The organism is Paenibacillus sp. JNUCC32, from assembly GCF_014863545.1.
GTDB lineage: Bacteria > Bacillota > Bacilli > Paenibacillales > Paenibacillaceae > Paenibacillus_AQ > Paenibacillus_AQ lautus_A.
Map to the genome: position 1 here is coordinate 5,061,065 of NZ_CP062260.1, position 21,293 is coordinate 5,082,357.

20 protein-coding genes and 1 pseudogene are annotated in these 21,293 nt (G+C 53.3%); 6 read left to right on the forward strand and 15 right to left on the reverse strand.

Going from position 1 to position 21,293, the window contains the following annotated elements; genetic code table 11:
* Positions 1–25: 25 nt before the first annotated feature.
* The 8 genes from JNUCC32_RS22445 to JNUCC32_RS22480 all read right to left on the reverse strand — a co-directional run bounded on the left by JNUCC32_RS22445 (position 26) and on the right by JNUCC32_RS22480 (position 7,001).
* Positions 26–907: a carbohydrate ABC transporter permease gene (locus JNUCC32_RS22445; RefSeq protein ID WP_096774705.1), complete on the reverse strand. Its 882-nt coding sequence runs from the start codon at positions 905–907 to the stop codon at positions 26–28.
* Positions 908–929: 22 nt separating this feature from the next.
* Positions 930–1,925: an ABC transporter permease gene (locus JNUCC32_RS22450; RefSeq protein ID WP_192569890.1), complete on the reverse strand. Its 996-nt coding sequence runs from the start codon at positions 1,923–1,925 to the stop codon at positions 930–932.
* Positions 1,926–2,260: 335 nt separating this feature from the next.
* Positions 2,261–2,434 (reverse strand): hypothetical protein, encoded by a 174-nt coding sequence (locus JNUCC32_RS22455; RefSeq protein ID WP_176502456.1) that lies wholly within the window; start codon positions 2,432–2,434, stop codon positions 2,261–2,263.
* Between the two features lie 188 nt (positions 2,435–2,622).
* Positions 2,623–2,859, reverse strand: a complete 237-nt coding sequence (locus tag JNUCC32_RS22460) for a cold-shock protein (RefSeq protein WP_012818739.1) — start codon at positions 2,857–2,859, stop codon at positions 2,623–2,625.
* 96 nt (positions 2,860–2,955) lie between these two features.
* Positions 2,956–3,156, reverse strand: coding sequence for a cold-shock protein CspD (gene cspD / locus JNUCC32_RS22465; protein WP_006207896.1), 201 nt, complete (start codon positions 3,154–3,156; stop codon positions 2,956–2,958).
* 304 nt (positions 3,157–3,460) lie between these two features.
* Entirely contained in the window at positions 3,461–3,925 is a 465-nt protein-coding gene (locus JNUCC32_RS22470; RefSeq protein ID WP_096774707.1) for a pyridoxamine 5'-phosphate oxidase family protein, read from the reverse strand.
* 27 nt (positions 3,926–3,952) lie between these two features.
* Complete coding sequence (locus JNUCC32_RS22475) at positions 3,953–5,593, reverse strand: glycoside hydrolase family 5 protein (protein WP_192569891.1); 1,641 nt, start codon at positions 5,591–5,593, stop codon at positions 3,953–3,955.
* A 226-nt stretch (positions 5,594–5,819) separates the two neighbouring features.
* The gene (locus JNUCC32_RS22480) at positions 5,820–7,001 is read right to left on the reverse strand and encodes an acyltransferase (RefSeq protein ID WP_096774709.1); all 1,182 of its coding nucleotides are present in this window, start codon (positions 6,999–7,001) and stop codon (positions 5,820–5,822) included.
* Positions 7,002–7,148: 147 nt separating this feature from the next.
* Here JNUCC32_RS22480 and JNUCC32_RS22485 point away from each other — a divergent pair, with 147 nt between their 5' ends.
* From JNUCC32_RS22485 to JNUCC32_RS22510, 6 genes are all read left to right on the forward strand, one after another.
* Positions 7,149–7,922 (forward strand): amino acid ABC transporter ATP-binding protein, encoded by a 774-nt coding sequence (locus tag JNUCC32_RS22485; RefSeq protein WP_096774710.1) that lies wholly within the window; start codon positions 7,149–7,151, stop codon positions 7,920–7,922.
* A 115-nt stretch (positions 7,923–8,037) separates the two neighbouring features.
* A complete protein-coding gene (locus JNUCC32_RS22490; protein WP_192569892.1) occupies positions 8,038–8,847 on the forward strand; it encodes an ABC transporter substrate-binding protein in 810 nt (269 codons plus the stop codon).
* Between the two features lie 141 nt (positions 8,848–8,988).
* Positions 8,989–9,642: an amino acid ABC transporter permease gene (locus JNUCC32_RS22495; protein ID WP_036664979.1), complete on the forward strand. Its 654-nt coding sequence runs from the start codon at positions 8,989–8,991 to the stop codon at positions 9,640–9,642.
* 43 nt (positions 9,643–9,685) lie between these two features.
* Entirely contained in the window at positions 9,686–10,336 is a 651-nt protein-coding gene (locus JNUCC32_RS22500) for an amino acid ABC transporter permease (protein WP_009595092.1), read from the forward strand.
* A 264-nt stretch (positions 10,337–10,600) separates the two neighbouring features.
* Positions 10,601–11,098 (forward strand): hypothetical protein, encoded by a 498-nt coding sequence (locus JNUCC32_RS22505; protein ID WP_192569893.1) that lies wholly within the window; start codon positions 10,601–10,603, stop codon positions 11,096–11,098.
* Positions 11,099–11,234: 136 nt separating this feature from the next.
* Positions 11,235–11,669, forward strand: a complete 435-nt coding sequence (locus JNUCC32_RS22510; RefSeq protein WP_192569894.1) for a DUF6376 family protein — start codon at positions 11,235–11,237, stop codon at positions 11,667–11,669.
* An 88-nt stretch (positions 11,670–11,757) separates the two neighbouring features.
* Here JNUCC32_RS22510 and JNUCC32_RS22515 read toward each other — a convergent pair whose 3' ends face one another.
* The 7 genes and pseudogenes from JNUCC32_RS22515 to JNUCC32_RS22545 form a co-directional block, all read right to left on the reverse strand.
* Positions 11,758–12,966 carry a hypothetical protein gene (locus JNUCC32_RS22515; protein WP_192569895.1) on the reverse strand — a complete coding sequence of 403 codons (1,209 nt, stop codon included), beginning with the start codon at positions 12,964–12,966 and terminating at the stop codon, positions 11,758–11,760.
* Positions 12,967–13,028: 62 nt separating this feature from the next.
* Complete coding sequence (locus JNUCC32_RS22520) at positions 13,029–13,655, reverse strand: nitroreductase family protein (RefSeq protein WP_096774715.1); 627 nt, start codon at positions 13,653–13,655, stop codon at positions 13,029–13,031.
* A gap of 21 nt (positions 13,656–13,676) precedes the next feature.
* Positions 13,677–14,074: pseudogene (locus JNUCC32_RS22525) on the reverse strand (DoxX family protein).
* 312 nt (positions 14,075–14,386) lie between these two features.
* Positions 14,387–16,792: an arabinan endo-1,5-alpha-L-arabinosidase AbnB gene (locus JNUCC32_RS22530; protein ID WP_192569896.1), complete on the reverse strand. Its 2,406-nt coding sequence runs from the start codon at positions 16,790–16,792 to the stop codon at positions 14,387–14,389.
* Between the two features lie 274 nt (positions 16,793–17,066).
* Positions 17,067–18,290, reverse strand: coding sequence for a family 8 glycosyl hydrolase (locus tag JNUCC32_RS22535; RefSeq protein ID WP_096774717.1), 1,224 nt, complete (start codon positions 18,288–18,290; stop codon positions 17,067–17,069).
* 357 nt (positions 18,291–18,647) lie between these two features.
* The gene (locus JNUCC32_RS22540; RefSeq protein ID WP_192569897.1) at positions 18,648–20,222 is read right to left on the reverse strand and encodes an FAD-dependent oxidoreductase; all 1,575 of its coding nucleotides are present in this window, start codon (positions 20,220–20,222) and stop codon (positions 18,648–18,650) included.
* 28 nt (positions 20,223–20,250) lie between these two features.
* Positions 20,251–21,276, reverse strand: coding sequence for a zinc-dependent alcohol dehydrogenase (locus JNUCC32_RS22545; protein ID WP_096774719.1), 1,026 nt, complete (start codon positions 21,274–21,276; stop codon positions 20,251–20,253).
* Between the last annotated feature and the right edge of the window lie 17 nt (positions 21,277–21,293).

Below are 21,293 nucleotides of genomic sequence, written 5' to 3' on the forward strand. Positions count from 1 at the left end.
GAAGGCTAACAACGAATCCTGTCAATCAACCTTTAATGGAGCCGATCATCATCCCTTTGACGAAGTATCGCTGCAGGAACGGATAAACGAATACGATCGGCGCCGTCGTTACGACCATGGTCGCCATTTTGATCGATTGGGAAGTGACCGTCTTGGCTACGCCGCCCGGCACCTGGGCCATCATCTGATTGGAGCTCGATTGAGCGACGACCTTATACAGGTATGTCTGTATCGGCTGCAGGTCGGTATTGTTGATATAGATGACGCCGGTGAAATAGTCGTTCCACTGATAAACTCCGTGAAATAAGGCGATCGTTGCGATAACCGGCATGGATACCGGCAGCACGACCCGGAGGAAGATCGACCAGTCGTTGGCCCCGTCAATCTTCGCCGCCTCCTCCAGACCGTCCGGAATTTCCCGGAAGAAGGTCATGAAGATGATGAGGTCAAAGAAACTGAACATGGCCGGTATGATGTACACAAGGAAGCTGTCGAGCATATTCAGATCCTTGATCAACAGATAGGTTGGAATCAGTCCGCCGCCGAAAAACATCGTTACCGTTCCGAGCAGAATATAGAATTTGCCGCCGATCAGACCTTTCCGCGAAAATGCATAAGCGACCATCGCGGTGAAGAGGACGTGGATGAACACGCCGATCACGGTTTTGGCTACGGTGATGCCCATCGCCGTCATGATGCCGGAGCTCTGAAACACCGCGCTGAAATTCTCGAAACTGAACATCCTCGGCCACCAGTAGATCCCTCCGCGCATGGCGTCCTGCCCGTCGTTGAAGGCATTTACCAGGACATACCAGATCGGGTAGATCGTCAGGAAGCATACGATCAGCATGCCGAAGTTATTAAATATATCAAAGAAGGCTTCGCCTTTGGTTCTGCGTTTAAGCATGGAATATCATTCTCCCTTCTCGTTAGAACAGCGAGGTGTCGTTCAGTTTTTTGGTCACCCTGTTCGCAATCAACAGCAGGATGATCGCAATGACGGACTTGAACAATGCAACGGCTTGCGCGTAGGAATAACGTCCGTTCTGCATCCCGGTGTGGTATACGAAAATATCGATGACGTTGCTCGCGCTTTCGTTCAGCGAGTTCCGCAGCACCAAAATCTGATCGAAGTTGGAGTTCAGCACACCACCGACCGCAAGAATGAAGAGGATGGATATGGTCGACTTGATGCTGGGCAGCGTGATATACCACATTTTTTGAAACCGGCCGGCGCCGTCAATCGTGGAGGCCTCGTACATTTCCGGCGAAATACTGGCAATGGCCGCCAGATAGATAATCGCTGACCAACCGAGCTCCTTCCAGATATCCGAAGTGATAATGATTCCCCAGAAATATTTCGGTTCGGCCAGATACGTGATCGGCTCGTCGATAATATGCAGGGCCAGCAGGATATTGTTGATGATCCCGATATCCGCTAGCCAGGTCATCAGAATGCCTCCCAGGATGACCCATGACAAGAAGTGAGGCAGATAGGAGATCGTCTGGATCGTTCGCTTGTAGCGAACTGACCGGATCTCGTTCAGAAAGAGCGCAAAAATGATCGGCAGCGGAAAACCGATAAACAGCTTCAGCAAGCTGATCCCGAGCGTGTTTCGCATAACGTTGGTGAAGTCCTCGTCCGAGAAAAATTCCTTAAAGTGCGCAAGCCCTACCCATGGAGCTTCGCCGATGGATTTGACAATGTTGAATTCTTTGAATGCAATGATGACACCGTACATGGGAATGTAGTTGAAGATGATCATCCACACAACGCCGAGCAGCGCCATAATTTGAAGATGTCGTTGGCCGTAGAGCTTTCTGAGCCACCTTTTTCTGTCGAGCTTCCTCTTATCCTGCACAGAAGGCTCCATCGAGGGACCGACACCGGTTTCGGATGCGTCGGCATGAAGTTGATTTTGCATGGTTATGACCTCCAAGTTGATCCTTTCATTTTGTAAACCCTTACATTCTCTATATTTCTATTGTAAATCGTACATGGTCTGCATGTAAGGTTTCAGATTTCGTATCCAGGTGCTCATTTTTCGGGTAAACAACGGCAAGAACGAAAATTGCGCCCCCTGAACGAAATATCGTTCCCCTTCCTGACCGGGACACAAAAAAAAGGCAATGAACAGCAGCCTCAGTAGCTGCCATTCATGCCTTCCTTCTTGCCGATGATGTTCTGCCCCAAGCCGATTCTCTGATCGCCGCGGCTTTCATCATCCTTGTTACTAACGTATATCAAACGGTTTCCCCGTTATTCCTGTTTGTCTTCCTCGCGCTGTTCCTGTTTGCTTTCGTGTTCCTGCTGGTATTTCTCACGCATTAGCTTCTGCATGATGAATTTTTCCTGATCGTTCAAGCCGCCTTGGTTCTCCTGAATGATCATGTTGTCAATGTTTCGCTTCAGTACCTCGGTTTGCGTGTTCAATACATTTCACTCCTTTGAATTTTGCGTCCCTTATGCTGCGAAATCATTCTGACCCAGAATGTAAGGGTACACGTATTACTAACCATTCTCCTTCCAATGAAACAGAAATAGACGGATTTACCATAAAATCCGAAGGTAGCTTCAAGAAGAATTAGTGTTTGCCCAGCGCTTTCTCTAGGTATTAGCTGCTATTTGCGCTCGATCTGAATCCCCTTAGCAAGAGATTTCTGTTGTTTATTGGTATTAACTAGCTGCGGCAGGCTTCTCGTTTCCTTGACCATAGGGGAATGACACAAATGGCATACCGGTTCCGTGTCGAACGCAAAATCGTCCCGCATCCACCCTTTGCAGTCTTCCTTCGTGCATGCCCACACTTCCGTTATTTCCTCAGGAATACTCTCCATCGAGTTTTTACGCGAATACATGAACGCTCCTCCTTATTCTCGTCTTAGAAAATAGAAACGCCGTATAAAAGAAAACTGCCCTTAATGTCGCACATTAAGGGCAGTCTTCAATTGTAATTACAATTTAACAACGTTCTCAGCTTGTGGTCCACGGTTTCCTTCAACGATGTTGAATTCAACGCGTTGGCCTTCGTCAAGCGTTTTGAAGCCGTCGCCTTGGATCGCGCTGAAGTGAACGAATACATCGTTTCCGCCTTCAACTTCGATGAAACCAAAGCCCTTTTCAGCATTAAACCATTTAACAGTTCCTGTTTGCATGGGGGAATCCTCCTTGATATATATTTACATGACCTTTTTTCTTCGCAGACGGAATAAAAAAATTCACATATTGCACAAGGTTACCAGAAATGACAACCCTCTACAATATGTGAATTCAGGTCGATTTCGATATTCATATCTTAACACATTTGAATGACGATAGCAAATACCTAAGCAAAAGATTCTGCGGAAAAATTAAAGTTGTCTTCTTCGGCATCATTCCGATTAAGCACAAGCAGGCATATATAACTCCCGGCATATACCGGGAGTTATATATGGAGTAGGAATTATGCCAGTAACACCGCTACTTCCGCAATTCCTCAAGCGTTTCCTTCCACCGTTCCAATGCTTGATCCGGCTCGTGCAGCTGAAACCTGATAGCCGACGTAATATCCGCATACTTCGCGATATCCTCGCGAACGGCGACTACCTCGGCATCGAAACGCTGCCGCGGATGCCGGGCATCGGGCAGATCAGGAAGCGCCTGGAGGCGCAGCCGAACATAATGAGCCGCACCATCATGAATGGCTACCAAGGTTGCCTGTCCGGACCGAAGGAGATTGCCTGTCGTAACCGTTCCCTGCCATAATGCAATCCGAATCCGGTTCCGGTCCAAGGCCAGAACCTCCCCCACGCTGAGCATGGCCGTATTCGGCCATCCATCTTCCGTTACGCTCAATAGCAGCATCGCTTCGTACTGCTTCGACTCCAGATCGGAGCCGTCCAGCCATTGGCACAATCCTTCTGATATTGCCGCCTGTTCCTTCACAGCACCATCTCTCCTCACCTTATCCATTTAACGCGCTTCGGTAAATTCCAGCCAATCCAGCTCGATGCGGCCCTTATTCACCATGAAGACCAGATCCACGGGGCCTTCCTCAATCGGCATCCCCCCGGCCAGCCTATGAACGTGCCACTGTCCTTCGCCCGGGCCCGACAAGGAGATGGCTTCAGGCTCCCGATCCCCGATCTGCAGCATGATATCCACCGTACCTTCCGGAATCAGGGCCCGAACATCCAGATGAAAGATGCCTGCGCCAGCGCAAAGCGCATCATAAGCAAGCCAATCGCCCTCCCGGAGCTGCACGCATACCAGGTTATCCTCTGCCCACGGTTTGCCGCCTTCCGAAGCGTAGCTCGGCTTCTCCGCCTTGCCCGTCATCATCCGCATCGGAACGCCGTCAGAAATGCGGAAGCCGATATCCTGGCTGGCCTTCGTCTCGACATGATACGAAACGCCCTCGCCCCGATACCCGTAAAACTCCGCCGGAATCTGAATGGGCAGCCGACGCAGCAGCGACCGGGCTACGTTCGGGTAGGCATCGCAGGCTTCCAGCGGAAGACGGTCCAGGTATTCGCCAAGAATCGCTTCCGCTTCGGCTGGAGACGGCTTCGCACCGCCTTCCAGGTAACCCGTCAGCTTATCCCACCCTTCCGGCATGCGAATCGAGAACGGCGAATTCCGGGTGTTCATCTTCTTCCAGGTCCAGAAGTTCCAGGATATGTTATGGTCCTCGAACATCCGGAAGGCCCCCGTATACCACTGCGGGTTGTTCTCCCCGCCTTCTCCCATGAAGATCGGCACATTCCATTCCTCGCGCAGATCGATATACTTCTGAATGCTCTCCGTGTCGGGATTGTTCCAATATTTATGGAACTGCAGCATCAGGTTATCATCGAATTTATCGTCAAAAATACTCCAGTCCGTAGACCAGTGCACACCTTCCAGAATGATCATATGACGCTTGTCCACTTCGCGTATGGCCGCGGTGATTTCCTTATACAGCGGCATCACCCGGTCATTGTACTCGCTGAACCAGTCGGGCAGCGGTTCGTTAAGCAGGTCGTAACCGGCAACGATCCACTCGTCTTTATATCGTTCCGCCAGCATACGCCACAGCGCCACGGTCCGCTCCGCGTTCAGCCGATCCGTGAACAGCTCCGGCAAATCCCGCTCGGAATCGTCGATATTGGCGCCGGTCTGCCCGCCGGGCGCGCCATGCAAATCCAGAATAACATACAGCGAATACGTCCTGCACCAATCGATCACCCGATCGATGAGCCTCAGATGGCCTTCATGATAGGCAAACGGCGGATGCTGCCCTTCCTCCATGATAAACCTGGCATTGATCGGCACCCGGATGGAATTGAAGCCTTCCGCTGCGATCTGCCGGATATCGGCTTCCGAGATATACCGATCATAATAGGTCTCCCAGAATGCGGCCGCCTTCTCCTCGCCGATCAGCTCCCTGATCATGCCTTCGATGCGCCGCGGGCGGTCTCCCTGCTCCGGCATCTTCCACATGTAGCCTTCCGGCAGCAGCCAGCTGCCAAGCCCGACCCCCTGCAGCAGAATTTCCTGCCCGTCCCCATTCACCACGCGTTTGCCGTCCGCCTTAACGAAACCGCTTACCAAAGGATTTCTGCTATCATTCATATTGGCATCCCCTCGCTTCCATGTCTGTAACGAATGTAATTGACCTGTACCATCTCAACGACGACATTCCACCCATAGGCCAAACATCAAACAAAATATAACATGTCATGCAGGACAATAAGCCTCATTCCGAAAATCAGGGAATCATCCTGAAATATCGGCCGCCGGCCAATAGAAAAAGGCGCTCTCCTCCTATCGAAGATAACGCCTTTCCAATAATCCAAAATTAAGATGACACCTCCGTCACTGGCTTGACCGGAACCGAAGGAATGGATGCTTTTCCCTTCCGCAAGCTGCCCGGCAGTTTACCGAAGAAGATCCAGGTCCAGCCTCCAAGGCGGCTAATGCCGTAGACCGCTATATACGAAACCGCGACCGCGCTGACAAGCCCGCCGGCATACCACGCGAGCAGCAGCCAGGAGTTCTCCGTCCGCGGAGGAAAGTCCCGGTAAAAGAGCAGCACCAGCGGATGCACCAGATAAACACCGAAGGAATACACCCCGAGCCGTCTGAACCCGTTCAACCACCAAGCGCTCTTATTCCCGAACAGCAGCGCGACCTGGAGCATAACCAGGGCGGTGGTTAACGTATGCACATTCCAAAAGGCATCGTAAAGCAGCGGGTGATATTCCGTCCCCAGCAGCCGCTGATTGTATCGAAGGCCGATATGCGCCAGCGCGGCGCCCAGCCATACCGCCCAGAGCAAGATCCAGCCCAGCTTTCGCAGCGCCGGTCTTGCAGCCTGCTGCGCTGAAGTCAGCCAGTTCTTAACCCGGTCATAGTAGATACCTATCCATGCCCCGAGAAAATAATACGACAGAAACGACGGCGACCAGCTGTTCCGGTTCGTTACGTCCCACCAGGCATCATTGCCGATGTAGAACAACCACTGCAGTACAATGCCGACCAGCACGCAGACCGCCGCGAAGCCGCGGAATCGCTTGAGCAGCATCAATACGAGCGGGAACAGCACGTAGAACTGAATGTTAATGAAAATGAAATACAAGTGCGTGTAGGATTTTCCCGTCGCCAGCTTGGGCCAGAAGCTCTCCAGCATCGCCGCCAGATCGGACTCGCCCCCGCGATGATACCAGGCCACCGTAAAGAACAAAACCGAGAACAGCACATACGGCACCAGGATATACATCAGCCGGTTTTTGAAGAAGCGCCCAAGGTCACGGCCCTTGAACGGGCGGTGATAATAGTTATAGAACAGCACGAAGCTGCTCAGAAATATGAAGGTCGTCGTTCCAACCTTCGAAAATATGTTCAGGAAGTTATACAAGCCAAAAAAATCGTCCCCGCGCATCTGAACTGTGGCGAACGACGTCGCATGCACCATCAGCACGCCCATCATCGCAAAGCCCCGAACCAGGTCGATTTCGGTTAATTTTGCACGTTTCTCCATGTTGCCTCCTTCATAAGATTACGCCCCCTATTATATCTCACTCCCCACCGCTTGGATACTAAATTTTCCTAAAAGTGGCATGGAACAAGCTCCCTTTGCCATACCAGTGTAAAAAGGGCCTGGCACCCAAACAGGACAATAGCTTACATGCATGCAGGCGTCCAATTCGAAGTGAATAGGAGGGGATTTCTACTGATTGAATTTAGCCGCGTCAACAAATTTTTCGGAACCTTCCATGTTCTGAAAGAAATCGACCTGACCATTTCCCAGGGGGAAGTCGTTGTCATCGTTGGACCTTCCGGCTCCGGCAAGAGCACGCTCCTGCGCTGCATCAATCGGCTTGAAAGCATTACGGATGGCGAGCTCGTCGTGAATGGCGTCAAGCTGCATGACAGAAAGATCGACATCAATACATTCAGGCGGGATATCGGGATGGTCTTCCAGCACTTTAACCTGTATCCGCACAAAAAGGTGATCGACAACATCATTCTCGCGCCCATGAAGGTGCTGGGAATGTCGAAAGCGGAGGCGACGGAAAAAGCGATGACGTACCTGCAGCGGGTCGGGATCGCCGACAAAGCGAACAGTTACCCTTCCCAGCTCTCGGGCGGGCAGCAGCAGCGGGTCGCGATTGCCCGCGGATTGACGATGAATCCGAAGATCATGCTGTTTGACGAACCGACGTCCGCGCTTGACCCGGAGATGATCGGCGAGGTGCTCGATGTTATGCGCTCGCTCGCCCACCAAGGCATGACCATGGCCGTCGTTACGCATGAGATGGGCTTCGCGCGCGAAGCCGCGGACCGGATCGTCTTTATGGACGAAGGCCGGATCATCGAGGACGCCCCGGCTGCCGAGTTCTTCAATCAGCCGAAGGAAGAAAGAGCGCGGGCGTTTCTGAGCCGCCTGCTGCATCACTAGCCGGTGACCCTTGGGATATGGCATGTGCGGACGAAGATGGAACTTCGCCAATGCTGCACCTTCGGGGCCTAACGCATGAAGAGAAAATAACTTTTTTAAGGGGGAAGCGAAAGATATGAAGAGAAGATTTACGAGGACCTTCAGGTGGAGCGCGGCCCTGCTGGCGCTCGTCATCATGCTGATCGCATCCGGATGCGGGGGGGCCGGCAGCACGGACACCCTGGAGGCGATCAAAAAACGGGGCAAGCTGGTGGCCGGCGTGAAATATGATACGAAGCTGTTCGGACTGCAGGACCCGGCCACTGGCAATGTAGAGGGCTTCGATATCGACATCGCCAAAGCGCTCGCCAAAAAAATTCTCGGCGACGAGACCAAGGTCGAGCTGAAGGAGGTCACCTCCAAGACCCGGATCGACATGCTGAAGAACGGGGATATCGACATCATTATTGCCACGATGACCATTACGGAAGAACGCAAGGAACAGGTGGATTTCAGCGATGTCTATTTTGAGGCAGGCCAATCCCTGCTGGTGAAGAAGGGCAGCCCGATCACGGGTCTGGAAAGCCTGAACAAGGATACGAAGGTGCTCACGGTAAAAGGCTCCACGTCCGCGCAAAATATCCGCGAGAAAGCGCCCGACGCGGTTATTCTCGAATTCGAGAATTATCAGGATGCCTTCACCGCGCTCAAAGCCGGACAGGGGGATGCCCTGACCACCGACAATTCCATCCTGCTCGGCATGCAGCAGCAGGACCCGAGCTTCGAGCTGGTCGGCGGCAACTTTACCGATGAGCCGTACGGCATGGCGATCAAGAAAGGAAACCCGGAATTCGTGAAGACCGTCAACGAGCTGTTGAAGGAGCTGAAGGACAGCGGCGAATACGACAAACTGTATGAGCAATGGATGGGCGTAAAGCCGGAATAACCGCCGCAAGACTTGGCCTGGCCGGGCCGAAGGAGGCTTGCCCCTAACCGGGAGCCATCACGGTTTCCTCCCAGAATGGCCCGGCCTTCATTCGACCGGCCGAACGATCATCATCCCCATTGGAGGTGAAGCCTTGTGACCTTGTGGGATTTCAACATTCTGGTCGAGCATTGGGATCAATTCATGGCCGGCCTGGGCCAGACCATTCTCGCCAGCCTGCTGGGACTGATCGGCAGCTTGGTGCTGGGCACCTTCATCGCCATTATGCGGATTGCTCCATTCCGCGTCTTGAAGGCGATCGGCACCATTTATGTCGAGTTTATCCGTAATATCCCGCTCCTCGTGGTTGTCTTTTTCTTTTTCCTGGGCCTGCCCGCCCTCGGCATACCGGTCGACCCGTTCACCTCGGGCACGCTCGGGCTGATGGTGTATACGGCTGCCTTCATTGCCGAAGCCATTCGGGCAGGCATTCAGGCGGTACCGTCAGGGCAGTCGGAAGCGGCTCGCTCCTCCGGGCTGAGTTATATCCAGAATATGCGCTACATCATTCTTCCGCAGGCGGTCAAAATCGTACTGCCGGCCATCGGCAACCAATTGATCAACCTGGTCAAAAACTCCTCGGTCCTGGGCGTTATCGCCGGACTCGACCTGATGTATTATGCCGATCTCATAAACCTGAGCACCTTCAAAGGCATACCCGTCTATACGTTTGTGGCCCTGTTCTACCTGCTCCTGACCGTTCCGCTCAGTCTCGCGGTCCACTATATGGAGCGCCGATTCGCGAGAAGCAATTGATGTTACGTTCGAAGTTTGCCTAATATACAGGAGGTGGCATGAGATGGATTTTATCGGTGCATACTCCTGGCCAAACCTGCGATATCTCCTTCAAGGCTTTTGGATCACGGTGCAGGTTGCCGGCTTATCCATTATATTCAGCTTCATCATCGGAACCGTGCTCGGGACCGTGAGGTATACGAAGACCCCCTTCCTGTCGAGGACCACGGCTTTTTTGGTGGATATTATCCGCAATCTGCCGCTGCTGCTGATCATATTCTTCATCGGCATGGTGCTGCCCCAAACCGGGATTCGAATCCCGACCTTCTGGGCGGCTGTTGTCGGACTGAGCATTTTTGAAGGGGCCATGATCGCCGAGATCGTCCGCAGCGGCCTCGTATCGGTGGATAAAGGCCAAATCGAAGCGGCCCGGGCCTCGGGCCTCTCTTATATGCAGACACTGCGGCACGTCATTCTTCCGCTGGCGCTGCGCCGGATGTCCCCGCCCATGGTGAGCCAGTTCATCTCGCTCATTAAAGACACGTCGCTCGCCGTGATCATTTCGCTGCCTGAGCTGATGCGCAACGTGCAAATCCTAAGCGGTTCCAGCTATTCCTATGTCATCCCGGCCCTTGTCTTTGCATCCTTGCTGTACTTTACGCTGAATTATCTGCTGTCCATCATCGCCAAGCGGCTGGAAGCAAGGCAGATATAGCCCCTGCTAAGCGTTTGGCAACTCTCTGCATGGACTGCCACCATCATGTTACAAAAAGGGCGCCTGCCTTCCATACGCGTGTACGTCCAATCTGCTCCGCAGCCAATTATGGCTTGCGGGGTATTTGCCGTTTCTGCAGCATCCAGCCCCCTGCGCATTCTAAACCAGGCTCTCCCCCTCCCATCCATTCTTGGGCAAGCGCCTGCAACAATGGCGATACTCTCCTCGTCTAAATACATAATCATCCCGAAAGGAGACGCCGATATGAAAAAAGGCTTTCTCGCCATGATGGCTCTTTCCCTTACGATTGGACTATGGCTTGGCACAGATCACTCCACGGCATCCGCCTTGTCATGCGCGGAGCCTCGCAAGGTTACCGAGGAGTTAAAAACCTCGGATGCGGTATTCAGGGGCACGTTGGCCTCATCCCACCCTAAAGCCGATATATCCAAAAGCAAATATGTATTCCAGGTTTCCGAGTGGTGGAAGGGAGAATCGGATGCCCCTGCCGTTACCCTATATTCCAATGGCTGGGAATCCTTTGAAACAGGCAAGGAATATATCGTGTTCGCCGACAAAAGCGGGCAAAAGCTCAAACCCCATCTATGCGGGAATACGGGTCCTTCCTCATCCGTTGACGTAACTTCGCTGGGAGAAGGCATCCAGCCCGAGAAGCCCGCTCCATCGGCCGAAAGCCCAAGGCCGGGCGGCTTCCTGGCAGGTTTGATTGAACTCATTCGTTTCCTGCAGGGCAAATATTAATCCTGCCGGCAACCGGCGTTCTGCTTAAGGCTGCCTGAAAGCACCTGCCCGCTCACGCGAAAAAAACACAACCATTCTCCATGTCATCCGTATACAACGTAAAAGAACTGCGTTTTACACGACAGGAGGAGGAGAAATGATCAAACGATTATTGCTGATTTCACTTGTACTGGGAGTTCTCTCCGGATGTTCCTTGGTGGACAGCGTGAACAATTCCTTGGATTATACGAAGGAAGCTACGACCTTTATCAATGAAGCTTCCCAATTTGCCGAGTCCATCCCGGAGCTCGCCCAGCAGGCAGCCACCAATACGGATGCCAAGGAAACGCTGACCCAGCAACTCGAAGCGATGAAAACCCGGATCTCGGAGTTTAACGGCATCGAAGCCCCTGCCTTTGCGCAGACGATCCATGAACAGCTGGTCGGATTAAACGACACGCTGCTGACCGACATCAACGGTTATATGGATCGAATCCAGAACGGAGTGACCGACTTCCAGAATTCCAACATCGTTCAAACCGTCAATAAAATTAACGAAACGATGGATATGCTCCAAAATCTCCAGCCATAATCATGCAATCCCTTGCCGACAGCATAGCAGCCCTGCTCTTCAGGAGCAGGGCTGCTATGCTTGCTTCGTTATGTATGTGTTTCGTTCCTCACTCAAAAAAGGATTCCAGATTGGCGGTAAGCGTCTGCTTTACGACATAACGCGTCCCGTCTTCGCTTGGGGCCATAATCCAGGATGTCCCTTGGTAGCCTGCTTCATCCCGAGGGTCCCAGGCCACAATGAACTGCCAACCGTCGCCGAAGCGTTCATCGTATTCTTGGCTGTAACCGTCTGCGATATTCTCGCGCGAAACCGATTCGATGGACATATGCTGAACGCTTTCAAAAGATTTCATCCATTCCGTAAATTCCACCATGTCCCGGTCATACTGACCTGAGAAATATCCCTCGCCCCCGCCCGACATCGCGTGAAAGGTTTCTGCATCCTCCGCCTGCGCTGCCTGATACAGCAAGGAAACGGTCTGCACCGGGTTCCATACGGGCTGCTTCGCTTTCGCGGCAAAGAATGCCCTGTCTTCAGCGGTATGCTGGATTTCTACCGCGATAAGCTCTTCCATCGTCGCTTCCCTTCCAAGCTCGTAAGCCCCCGGATAAACCGTGGATTGCTCCACCACTTTAAGCCCATCCGCGAACGCCGTCACAAACCACAGATTCTGATCGCCCTGGCTGAGCTCCTCCAGTACGATTTCGGCCTGGCTCCCGTACGTAAGGGATAATAACCGGCTGCTTACCTCATCCAGCCCTTCTTTATCAAACACCTTGAAGCGTTCCGCTCTCACTTCACGTTTGCCCGCCTCTTCGAACAGCACCTTCAGCATGGCGGGGGACATTCGGACGCTCGGAATGTCTGCATGACGGAAATACGAAGCGGAATCGTTAGCCTGAAGCGATTCGTACATGTCGAGAACCGCTTCGACGGGATCGCGATCAGACTCTCCCTTCGGCTGCTCAGCCTCTTGCTTGACCTGGCGATGGTCCGGATCTTCCTGCGGGAATGCCGTACGCAAACTCTCCTTAGCCGCCGACGGCATTTCCGCTGGTTTCGCGGCTTCCCCTCCTCCCGGTGCGGCGACAGTCGACGGCGTTGTCTGAACGGCTATCGGCGCCTCCTTCGCGCAAGCTGTCAGCATCATCATGATGACGGCCAGAACCATGAGCTGTCCATTCCGCCGATATGGCCGCTTCCCCCTTTTCATTTCGTTCACCCCCGTTATATAACGAAAAACCGGCATAACACCGACACCGACCTCTTTATATTCATCATCGTCATTATGGAGTGGAATGTTTATCATGGACATAAAAAAAGCTCCCGCCAGGTTTAAAAACCTGTTCGAGAGCTTCTGTTCCTATCTTGCATCCCTTAAAATCGGTTATAGCTCACAAATTCCAATACCGGCTTGCGGTAGCCGCGGGGACGCGGTTTGCGCGCATCCTCCTTGCCGATCGCGATCAGCATGGCGGGCACATAAGCGTCCGGAATGTTCAGTTCCTTCTGCAGGGCATCGGGATCAAATCCGATCATCGGGCAGGTATCCCATCCCTTGTCCTTGGCCACCATCATCAATAACATCGCGGATAGGCTGGCATTCCGAATGGCTTCATCCCTCATAAAGGTTTCTCCGCCCGCTTCATAAAAGCTCGTGACCGATTCAACCGTCATGTCATATTCAAGCTTGTCGATCACGCCCAAATTCAGAAAGCCCTCGTTCATTCTTCCGATATCCTCGTAGGCCTGCTTATTCCCCAGCACCACGATGACGGCCGACGCGGTGAGTATCTTATGCTGCTTGTTGGCGGCTTCGTAAACTGTGTGCTTGATATCGGGATCCTTAACCACCACATAGTGCGTATGCTGTAAATTAAAAGCCGAAGGAGCATATTTAACCTCATTAAAGATATCGTTCAAATCCTGATCCGGGATTTCAATCCCTTCCATAAACAGATTAGCCGACCTCCGGCTCTTAATTAATGTAGTAAGATCACTCATATCTGCACGCCCCCATCATGATTAGTTAAAGATTACCGCATCGAGCGAATATGCGCCTGCACCCGTGAGTGCCAATGCAACGGCCACTGCGATCAACAGCAAATTATACTCGTATCCATTCGCTGTGGACCAATACCCGTTCCGGCCATGCACCTTCACGATTGCGCCCAGCATCGTCAGCGTGATCAGCGCTGCGCCGAGCACCGTGAGAAATCCGGCTGCCAGCAGCAGCCCGCCAACCAGCTCCATCAGACCTGACAACACCGCGATCGCGACGCCGGGCTTAATGCCCACCGATTCCATCCAGCCGCCGGTCCCTTTCGGCCCGTAACCGCCAAACCACCCAAACAGCTTCTGCGCGCCGTGAACGATAACCCAACCACCAAACGAAGTATCAACAATCCAATATCTATAGCCATTTTATACGCCTCCATATTCAGTTTCATTATTTATAGAAATTCATCGACACGATCCATCGATATCTTAATATAAAGATATATAGGTGTAGAATGATTAACCTGGTTTACTTCGCTAACGTTTATGCACTTTATACTTACTCCTTTCAATCGACTAACTTTTATATAGTCACTTAACTTAATATTAAGATATATGATGCAGGCTCTCCTGTCAACCGTTATTTTTAAATACAGCTCAAAAAAAAGACCCGCCAAGTGGCGGATCCCCTGAATATATGAGCGGCTGCCGCGATGGAGCCTCATGACGACGGCCGATTACTCGGCCAGCTTCTTGATTTCACTGTCGGTCAGCGCCTTGCTGTACATCCGCACCTCATCCAAGCTTCCGTTAAAGTAAGGATCGGCCGCGAACCGGCTTTTCCCTAAATAAGCTTCCGTTGTCAGCAGCCCGCTTGGATTCAGCTTCATGTGATCGCCCGAGGCAACCATCTGTCCGTTCACGTATAACTTGCCCGTATCCCCCTGAAGGGTCACGGCTACATGCGTCCACGCATTCACCGGAAGCGGCGCGCTGCCAAGGAGGCTCTGGTCTCCGCCGCTGCCGTGAATCGTAAACTGAAGGACGCCGGCGTGTTGGGATGGCGTCAGGAACATATGCCTGGCAAGCCCGCTGCCGGCATCCAGCACCCGCTGCCACGGTGCTCCTCCCTTCCAATAAACCCAGGCCGCAAAGGTGAAGTCCTCTGTATCGGTGACCCGATTCGGCAGTTCAATATAGCCGTCCGAGCCGTTAAAGTCCATGCCGCCTCCATGCCGGCTCTTCTCATTCCACCGGACTCCGCCAAGGACCTTTCCATGAAATCCGTTTTCCGAGACGTCGAACGCCGCGCCTTCTTTATTCTCGCTGAACGGATAGCTCAGCAGCAGCGGCCCTGCCGACTGCTGCAGCACGGTTACGTCAAACGCTTTGGCAGCCTTTGCTTTACCGCTCGTAATCTGAGCGGTCAGCGTAACCCTCGCGTCCCCCGCCCCGGCAGCAGGACGATTCAGCTTTCCCTCCGCCGATATGACTTCGGGATGAGAGGAGGTCCAGCGAATGACGGCACCTCCGGAAGCCTCGGACGGCAAAGCCAGATCGTAGAAAACTTCGCTCACATCCCCGAGGGAAAGGTCCCTCTTCACGGCATCCACGAGTTCCCTGTCGCTGCGATCAAGCTGACGTACGCCCCACATCGCGGTACCGTCCGCCGAAAGGGCCGTGAAGGTCATCGTCTGCCGCTTCACTTCGGGGTCCCATTGCGGAGTCATTACGCCTTTATAACGCTTTCCATCCAGCGTAAGCGTCACATCCCGCTTTCCGCTGATCTTCCAAGCCCCCTCGGCTGCACCTGTTACTTTGCCGTTCTTATGAAGCTCGATCGGCACCGATTCTTTGACGACGGACGAAATATCTTTCCCGTGTTGAATCAGCTTATAGTCTCCGGCCGCATCTTTCGGCGTGACTTTCTTAGCCTCCGTGGCCTCCTCGCCCGCATAACGGTATGGAGCCGATACCGGCCAGCTGTCCTGATTCATATACAACTCATGCACCCGAATCTCATGCTCTTCCCCGCGCTGCGGGAAGCGGCTGTGAAAAATAAGGAATGTTCGTTTGCTCCGCTCATCGTAATAGACGGAGTTATGGCCAGGCGACACGGCCCCGGTGCCGATCCCCGCCCCCGGATCACCGACCAGGCGCTTGAACAAGTAGTTCCCCATCAGCTTCACGCCATACGGCTCAATCGAACGATCGTCAAAAAGCGGAAGGGAAGGATCAGCCTTCACTTCTCTCATGTCATTGCCCTCCGCATCGTAGAAAGGACCATCCGGATTTTTGGATCGGACCACCCGCATATTGTAGCCGCCAACCGCATCCAACCCCCCGTACGACAGGTACAGGTAGTAATAGTCCGTGGCCGGGTGATAAACCATGTAAGGCCCTTCGATCCGGCTGTGATTGCCTCCCAGCAGCTTCTTCCCGTATCCTTGCCCAGGCAGCGGTTTTCCGGTCTTGGGATCCATCTCCATAATGAAAATGCCGCCGGAATAGGAGCCGTATACCATCCACAGCTTGCCGTTCTTATCGAAGAACACATCCGGATCGACGACATTCGGGTGCTTTGTTGCATCATAGATGGTTCCATCCTCACTGATCTCGTCCCACATGCCGGATTTCAGAATGATGCCGGTGTCCTTATACGGGCCTTCGATCCGATCGGCAACGGCGATCCCCATGGCGGATCGCGGGGAATCCCCTTTGCAGGCGTTATAGTACATATAGAATTTGCCGTCTGCCAGCTGAATCACGTCGGCCGCCCACAATGTGTCGCTTTGCGCCCATTCCAGCGTTTCTCTCAATTCCTCCGTTACGTTCGGAATCAGCGGATTGCCGGTCGCGACCCCGGACGCGACCATGTCCCAGCTCATCAAGTCCTTCGATTTGGCCGCGGCCAGATGGGAACCGAACACATAGTAGGTATCCCCTGTTTTGATCACGGACGGATCGTGCACGGAAGCCTCCCGGAAGATCGGTGCCTTCTCCCCCTTCTTCAGCGGAGCCGCTTCCGCGTACACGTCAGGAACGCCGGCCGCAGGTCCTTGGCCTGCCGTACTTAAGCCTCCTGCCATTAACATTGCGGCAATTCCTGCGGCAGCCGTCTTACGCAGCATGTTCTTGTTCATACGATTCTCCCTCGCCTCGATTTTTTGTAAACCCTTTCATAAATAAAAAAACAAGATGTCCATTATGGCGATACCTCTGGCTGTTTAATTTAGAATAATATAAAACATTTTATATTCGATAAGATATTAACACTGAGCCTTATGAAATATCAATGCTAATTCTTCATGTTTTTCTCCATAAATTAATTAATGGTAGGAAAGACCCAAAAAAACCTGATCCAACACGGATCAGGTTTTTGTTTTATATTTATATAAAACTAAAGGGCGTTATGCGTTAATATGTCCACCAATTTCCCGACATGACCATCATCGAGAACAGCTTGATGCTCTCCTCATAATATCCCTCTGCAGATGCGTTCGCCGTATAATTCCATACCGAATTCAGCCAGCTCTGGTGACTGGACGAAGTCATCGCGCTTACGCCGAACGGTGCATAGAACGCTCCGCTGTTATAAGTCACCAGCGCGGTCCCGTTCAGATTATACCCTGCCTTGATATTGGCAGGATTGCTGTTTGCAGCCGACTTAATGAACGTGTTCATTTTATTCAATTGATTCAGCGCGCGCGTATCGCCGGTCATCAGATAGTCGGTCGTAATCCGCCATGGAGTCCGGGCCGAGTTGTAGTAATATTTCCCGTCGTTCGCCCCCTCCAGGAATCCCGCTGCCGCTGGCTGATAATTGCCGCCCGACATGACGACGAAATCCGGAAGCAAACCGGTATTGGAGCTGTAACCGTTATAGATGGAGTTGATGATCGTATAGGTTTTGTTAATGACGTTATCCCAACGGGCATCGCCGGTAGCCGCACGGAACGCCTTCATATGGTTCAGCATGAAATCCGATGGCCGCGTGGCGGTATTGTAGTTGCCGCTGGTAGCCCAATCGCCCAAACGCAGCGTCCATTGCGACTGATTGACGTCATTGCTCATGATGGCATTGATGATATCCTTCGCGGCCTGCAGGTAATTGATCGATCCGCTGCTTCCCCACTGCTTGTCCGCAAGCAGGAGTGCGTATGCAATATCCATATCGCCGTCCGTTGCCGAGTTGGCCCCCTCTATATTCTGGAAGCTGCTGTTCTGTTTCCACGCCATCAGATACGGATTGTTATCACTCGGATGCGCCTTGTAATAGCGATATAACCCATCGAAATACGACTGCGCATTACTGTCGTATCCCGCCATCAGAACGGTGAAAATCATTCCGTAACCGTGAGCCTCGGATACCGTCTCGCCCGCGGAATTGTATTTGACGTAATATTGCCCGGTTGCAGCCGGCTTCAGAAAAGACCCTTTCCAGCTGTTCCATTTGCTCTTGACCGCATTGTCCATCGCGGTCTGCGTTACGTTGTTCGGCTTAATCGAACCGCTCGTATAGGACGTATGCTGGGGAAAGGGCTTGTTGGCCGCCAGGGACAACCCGGCCGGCAAGATCAGCAGAACAGCGCAGAAAAGCGCCGCCGACTTACGGATAATCGAATTTCGGAATACTTTCATCAACGTTTCGCTCCTTTGGTTTTCGAATTGGAAAGCCATGACCGCTACAGCCTGGTAAACCGGTTTCGGTATAAACCACCACCCTTCCCATGATCGATGGAAACGAGGAGACTGCCCGTATGTAAAGTACCACGAAGTTAGCTGATGTCCGATATGCAACTGCCTCCATATACAAAGAGGTAGGATCCATATCTACATACAAGTATAATAGAATTGTATATTATTGTAAATTAGTAGTTTACCGGTCATGATTCGTCTACCAGCATGAATAGCCGTCTTTCCGCAAGCAGCATCCCACTGCCCGGAAAGACGGCTATCGTTATTTCGGTAGGCATTCCCCTTATTTCCGACAAGACGTCAAACGGCATGAACGGACGGCCATGACCGTTCGATCCCCTGTTCCGTCAGTCGCCGCTGAAAAGCTTCCAAGTGGTCCGGGGTATTCCGTACTTCCCGCGGCTTCAGTCCATGCTCTATGCAGTAAGCGGCTAAAAAACCGGCTGCCTCGCCGATGTTCCATTCCACAGGATGCAGACGATAACACCCATTCGTGATATGCGTCGTGCCGATATTCTTGCAGGCTGCCAGCACATTGGCTACCCGTACCGGAATCAGGCTCCCCATCGGAATTTGGAAGGGCAGGCTCGAAATATCGATATACGTCCGCAATCCCGTGCTTGGATGCAGATCGATCCGGTAGCAGCCGATGCCAACGGAATCGCGGAACGTCTCCGCCCGCCCGTCCGGACGGCATTCGGCGGCAATATGCTGCTCCTTCACGGTAAATTCGGCGCGGATCCGGCGGGATTCACGGATATAAGGGGCTTTTGCCAAGCCATCTTTCGTTCCCATCACGTCCGGCCGAAGCCGGAGTCCGGGATACCCCTTTCCTCCATCGGGCCGCGGGGCTTCCGTCTGCATCCAATAGAGCAGGGACAAACTCAGCTGCCTGGATTCCTCCAGATGCCGTTCCCGCTCTTCCGGGACGACATCGATAATGGAGCCGAGCCAATAATCGTTCTGCGGCCAGTTCACGACCGTGACGCTGCTGTCAAACAACCCGCCTTCGAAATGCTCCGGATTCAGGATCTGCCGGTATTTCCACAGGGAAAACGATCGGCCGTCCGGAAATAAGCTGTAGGTGACCGGCTCCAGCGTATGCGGTACTAGCCCCGTCCAGCTCAGCATGGCATCGGGCCAGAAATCCGCCCGGTAGCTCTTCCAGAAATCGTACCGAATCGGCTTCGGGATGGTATGATCCTCGCCCTCCCGGTAATCCATCGCGAAGCACCAAGTGAAAGCCTGCATGTCCGCCCGGTCCGCCGGACCGGATAATGCATGCGGTTCACCGGTCTCTTCCGCCGACTCGGAACCCGTCACGTATTCGATGCCGGCCAGCGGAAGCAAATCCCCTTCCTCGGTAGCATCGAGGAAAAATGCGCCGGTCAGCTTGACGATGTCGCCGGATCTGCTGTCCCGCAGCCGGACGGATGTTACCTGATCCCCGCCGGACTCCGCTTCCACCAGCGCATGCTCCGTAAGGATCGTTAACCTTCCGCTGTGCACGTAAGGTGCCAGCATCCCCTGCAGCACGGCCAGCGCCGCTCTCGGCTCATGGGCAATGCCGCTGACCAGTGCGCTGCCTGGATTCAGATAACGCTCTTGCCGCGATTCGGCCCGGAGCGGAAATAACTCCTTATAATAATCGCGGATCCGATTCCGGAATTCACGGTAGCTGGCCGTGCAGCCAAACTGCTCGATCCAGGGATGCTCGTCGGGCGGTACGCCCTGACTTGTAATCTGGCCGCCGAGCCAATCGCTCTCTTCGGTCATAATCACGCGTTTTCCCGCCTTCGCCGCCGCAAGCGCAGCGGCGCAGCCGCCGAGTCCTCCGCCCAGAATGATGATATCCGCCTCTATATGATTCTGCATATGCACCGCACCTCGATATCGCTGTATTCTAGTCGGCCTTGGCACCAACCGTCTCATGATCGTATTTAAATATCGTTCCGAGCGTCGTTGACCCGGGGCCGTACCGCTCATAAGCCTTGCCCGCCTCATCTACGGGAACCACATGGGAGATCAGCGGTTTGATCGAGATTCTCCCTTCGGCCAGCAAACGAATATATTCCGCAATGTTGCGGCCTTCCGTCCAGCGCACAAAGCCGATCGGATAATCCGTATTGTTGAGTTCATAGCTTGCGTCGTACCGGCCCGGACCGCCGGCCCGCGATATGAGCACCTGCGCTTCCTTGCCAAACATCAGCCCTCTGGAGTAGGTTGTAGACAAATCGCCGACGATGACGATTTTCCCCTTATCCCGAATCCATCCCATTGACGCGTTGATAAGCTCTTCACCGGGACCGCTTGCGCACAGGATGACGCTGTCGGCTCCATGTCCGCCCGTCATCCGCCCAACCTGCTCCTCAAGCTGCTCCTTGTTATCATAAGCATAGGCAATATGCTGCCTCATCCCCTGCACCCGCTCCGGGTTCAGGTCAAATCCCGCAACGGGGCAAGCCGCCGCATGCGCGATCTGGGCAATGATCTGCCCCAGGATGCCCAGCCCGACCACCACGGCCGATTCGCCGAAGCGCAGATCCGCAACCCGCAGGGCATGGATCGCAATCGCTCCCAGCCCCGCAAAAGCGGCTTCCTGCGGATCCACCCCGTCCGGGACGATGGCCGTCAGGTTCGAAGGCACGGTAAGCCACTGGGCATGGCGCACGTAAGGTGCTCCATAGCAGGCCACCCGTTGACCCACGGCAAGCCCCTTCACGCCTTCACCCAAGTCTTCGACGATACCCACCGCGCTGTAACCCATAATGACTTTTTGATCCGAAGCCTTTCGTATAAAGATCATTTCCGTACCCGGACTGACCGCCGAGTATTCGGTGCGAATCCGCACATGACCCGCCGGCAATTCCGCCGGCCTCTCGATATGATCAACGATCACGTTTCCATGAATCGTGGCAACAGCCTTCATTTGGACCCTCCTGCTCC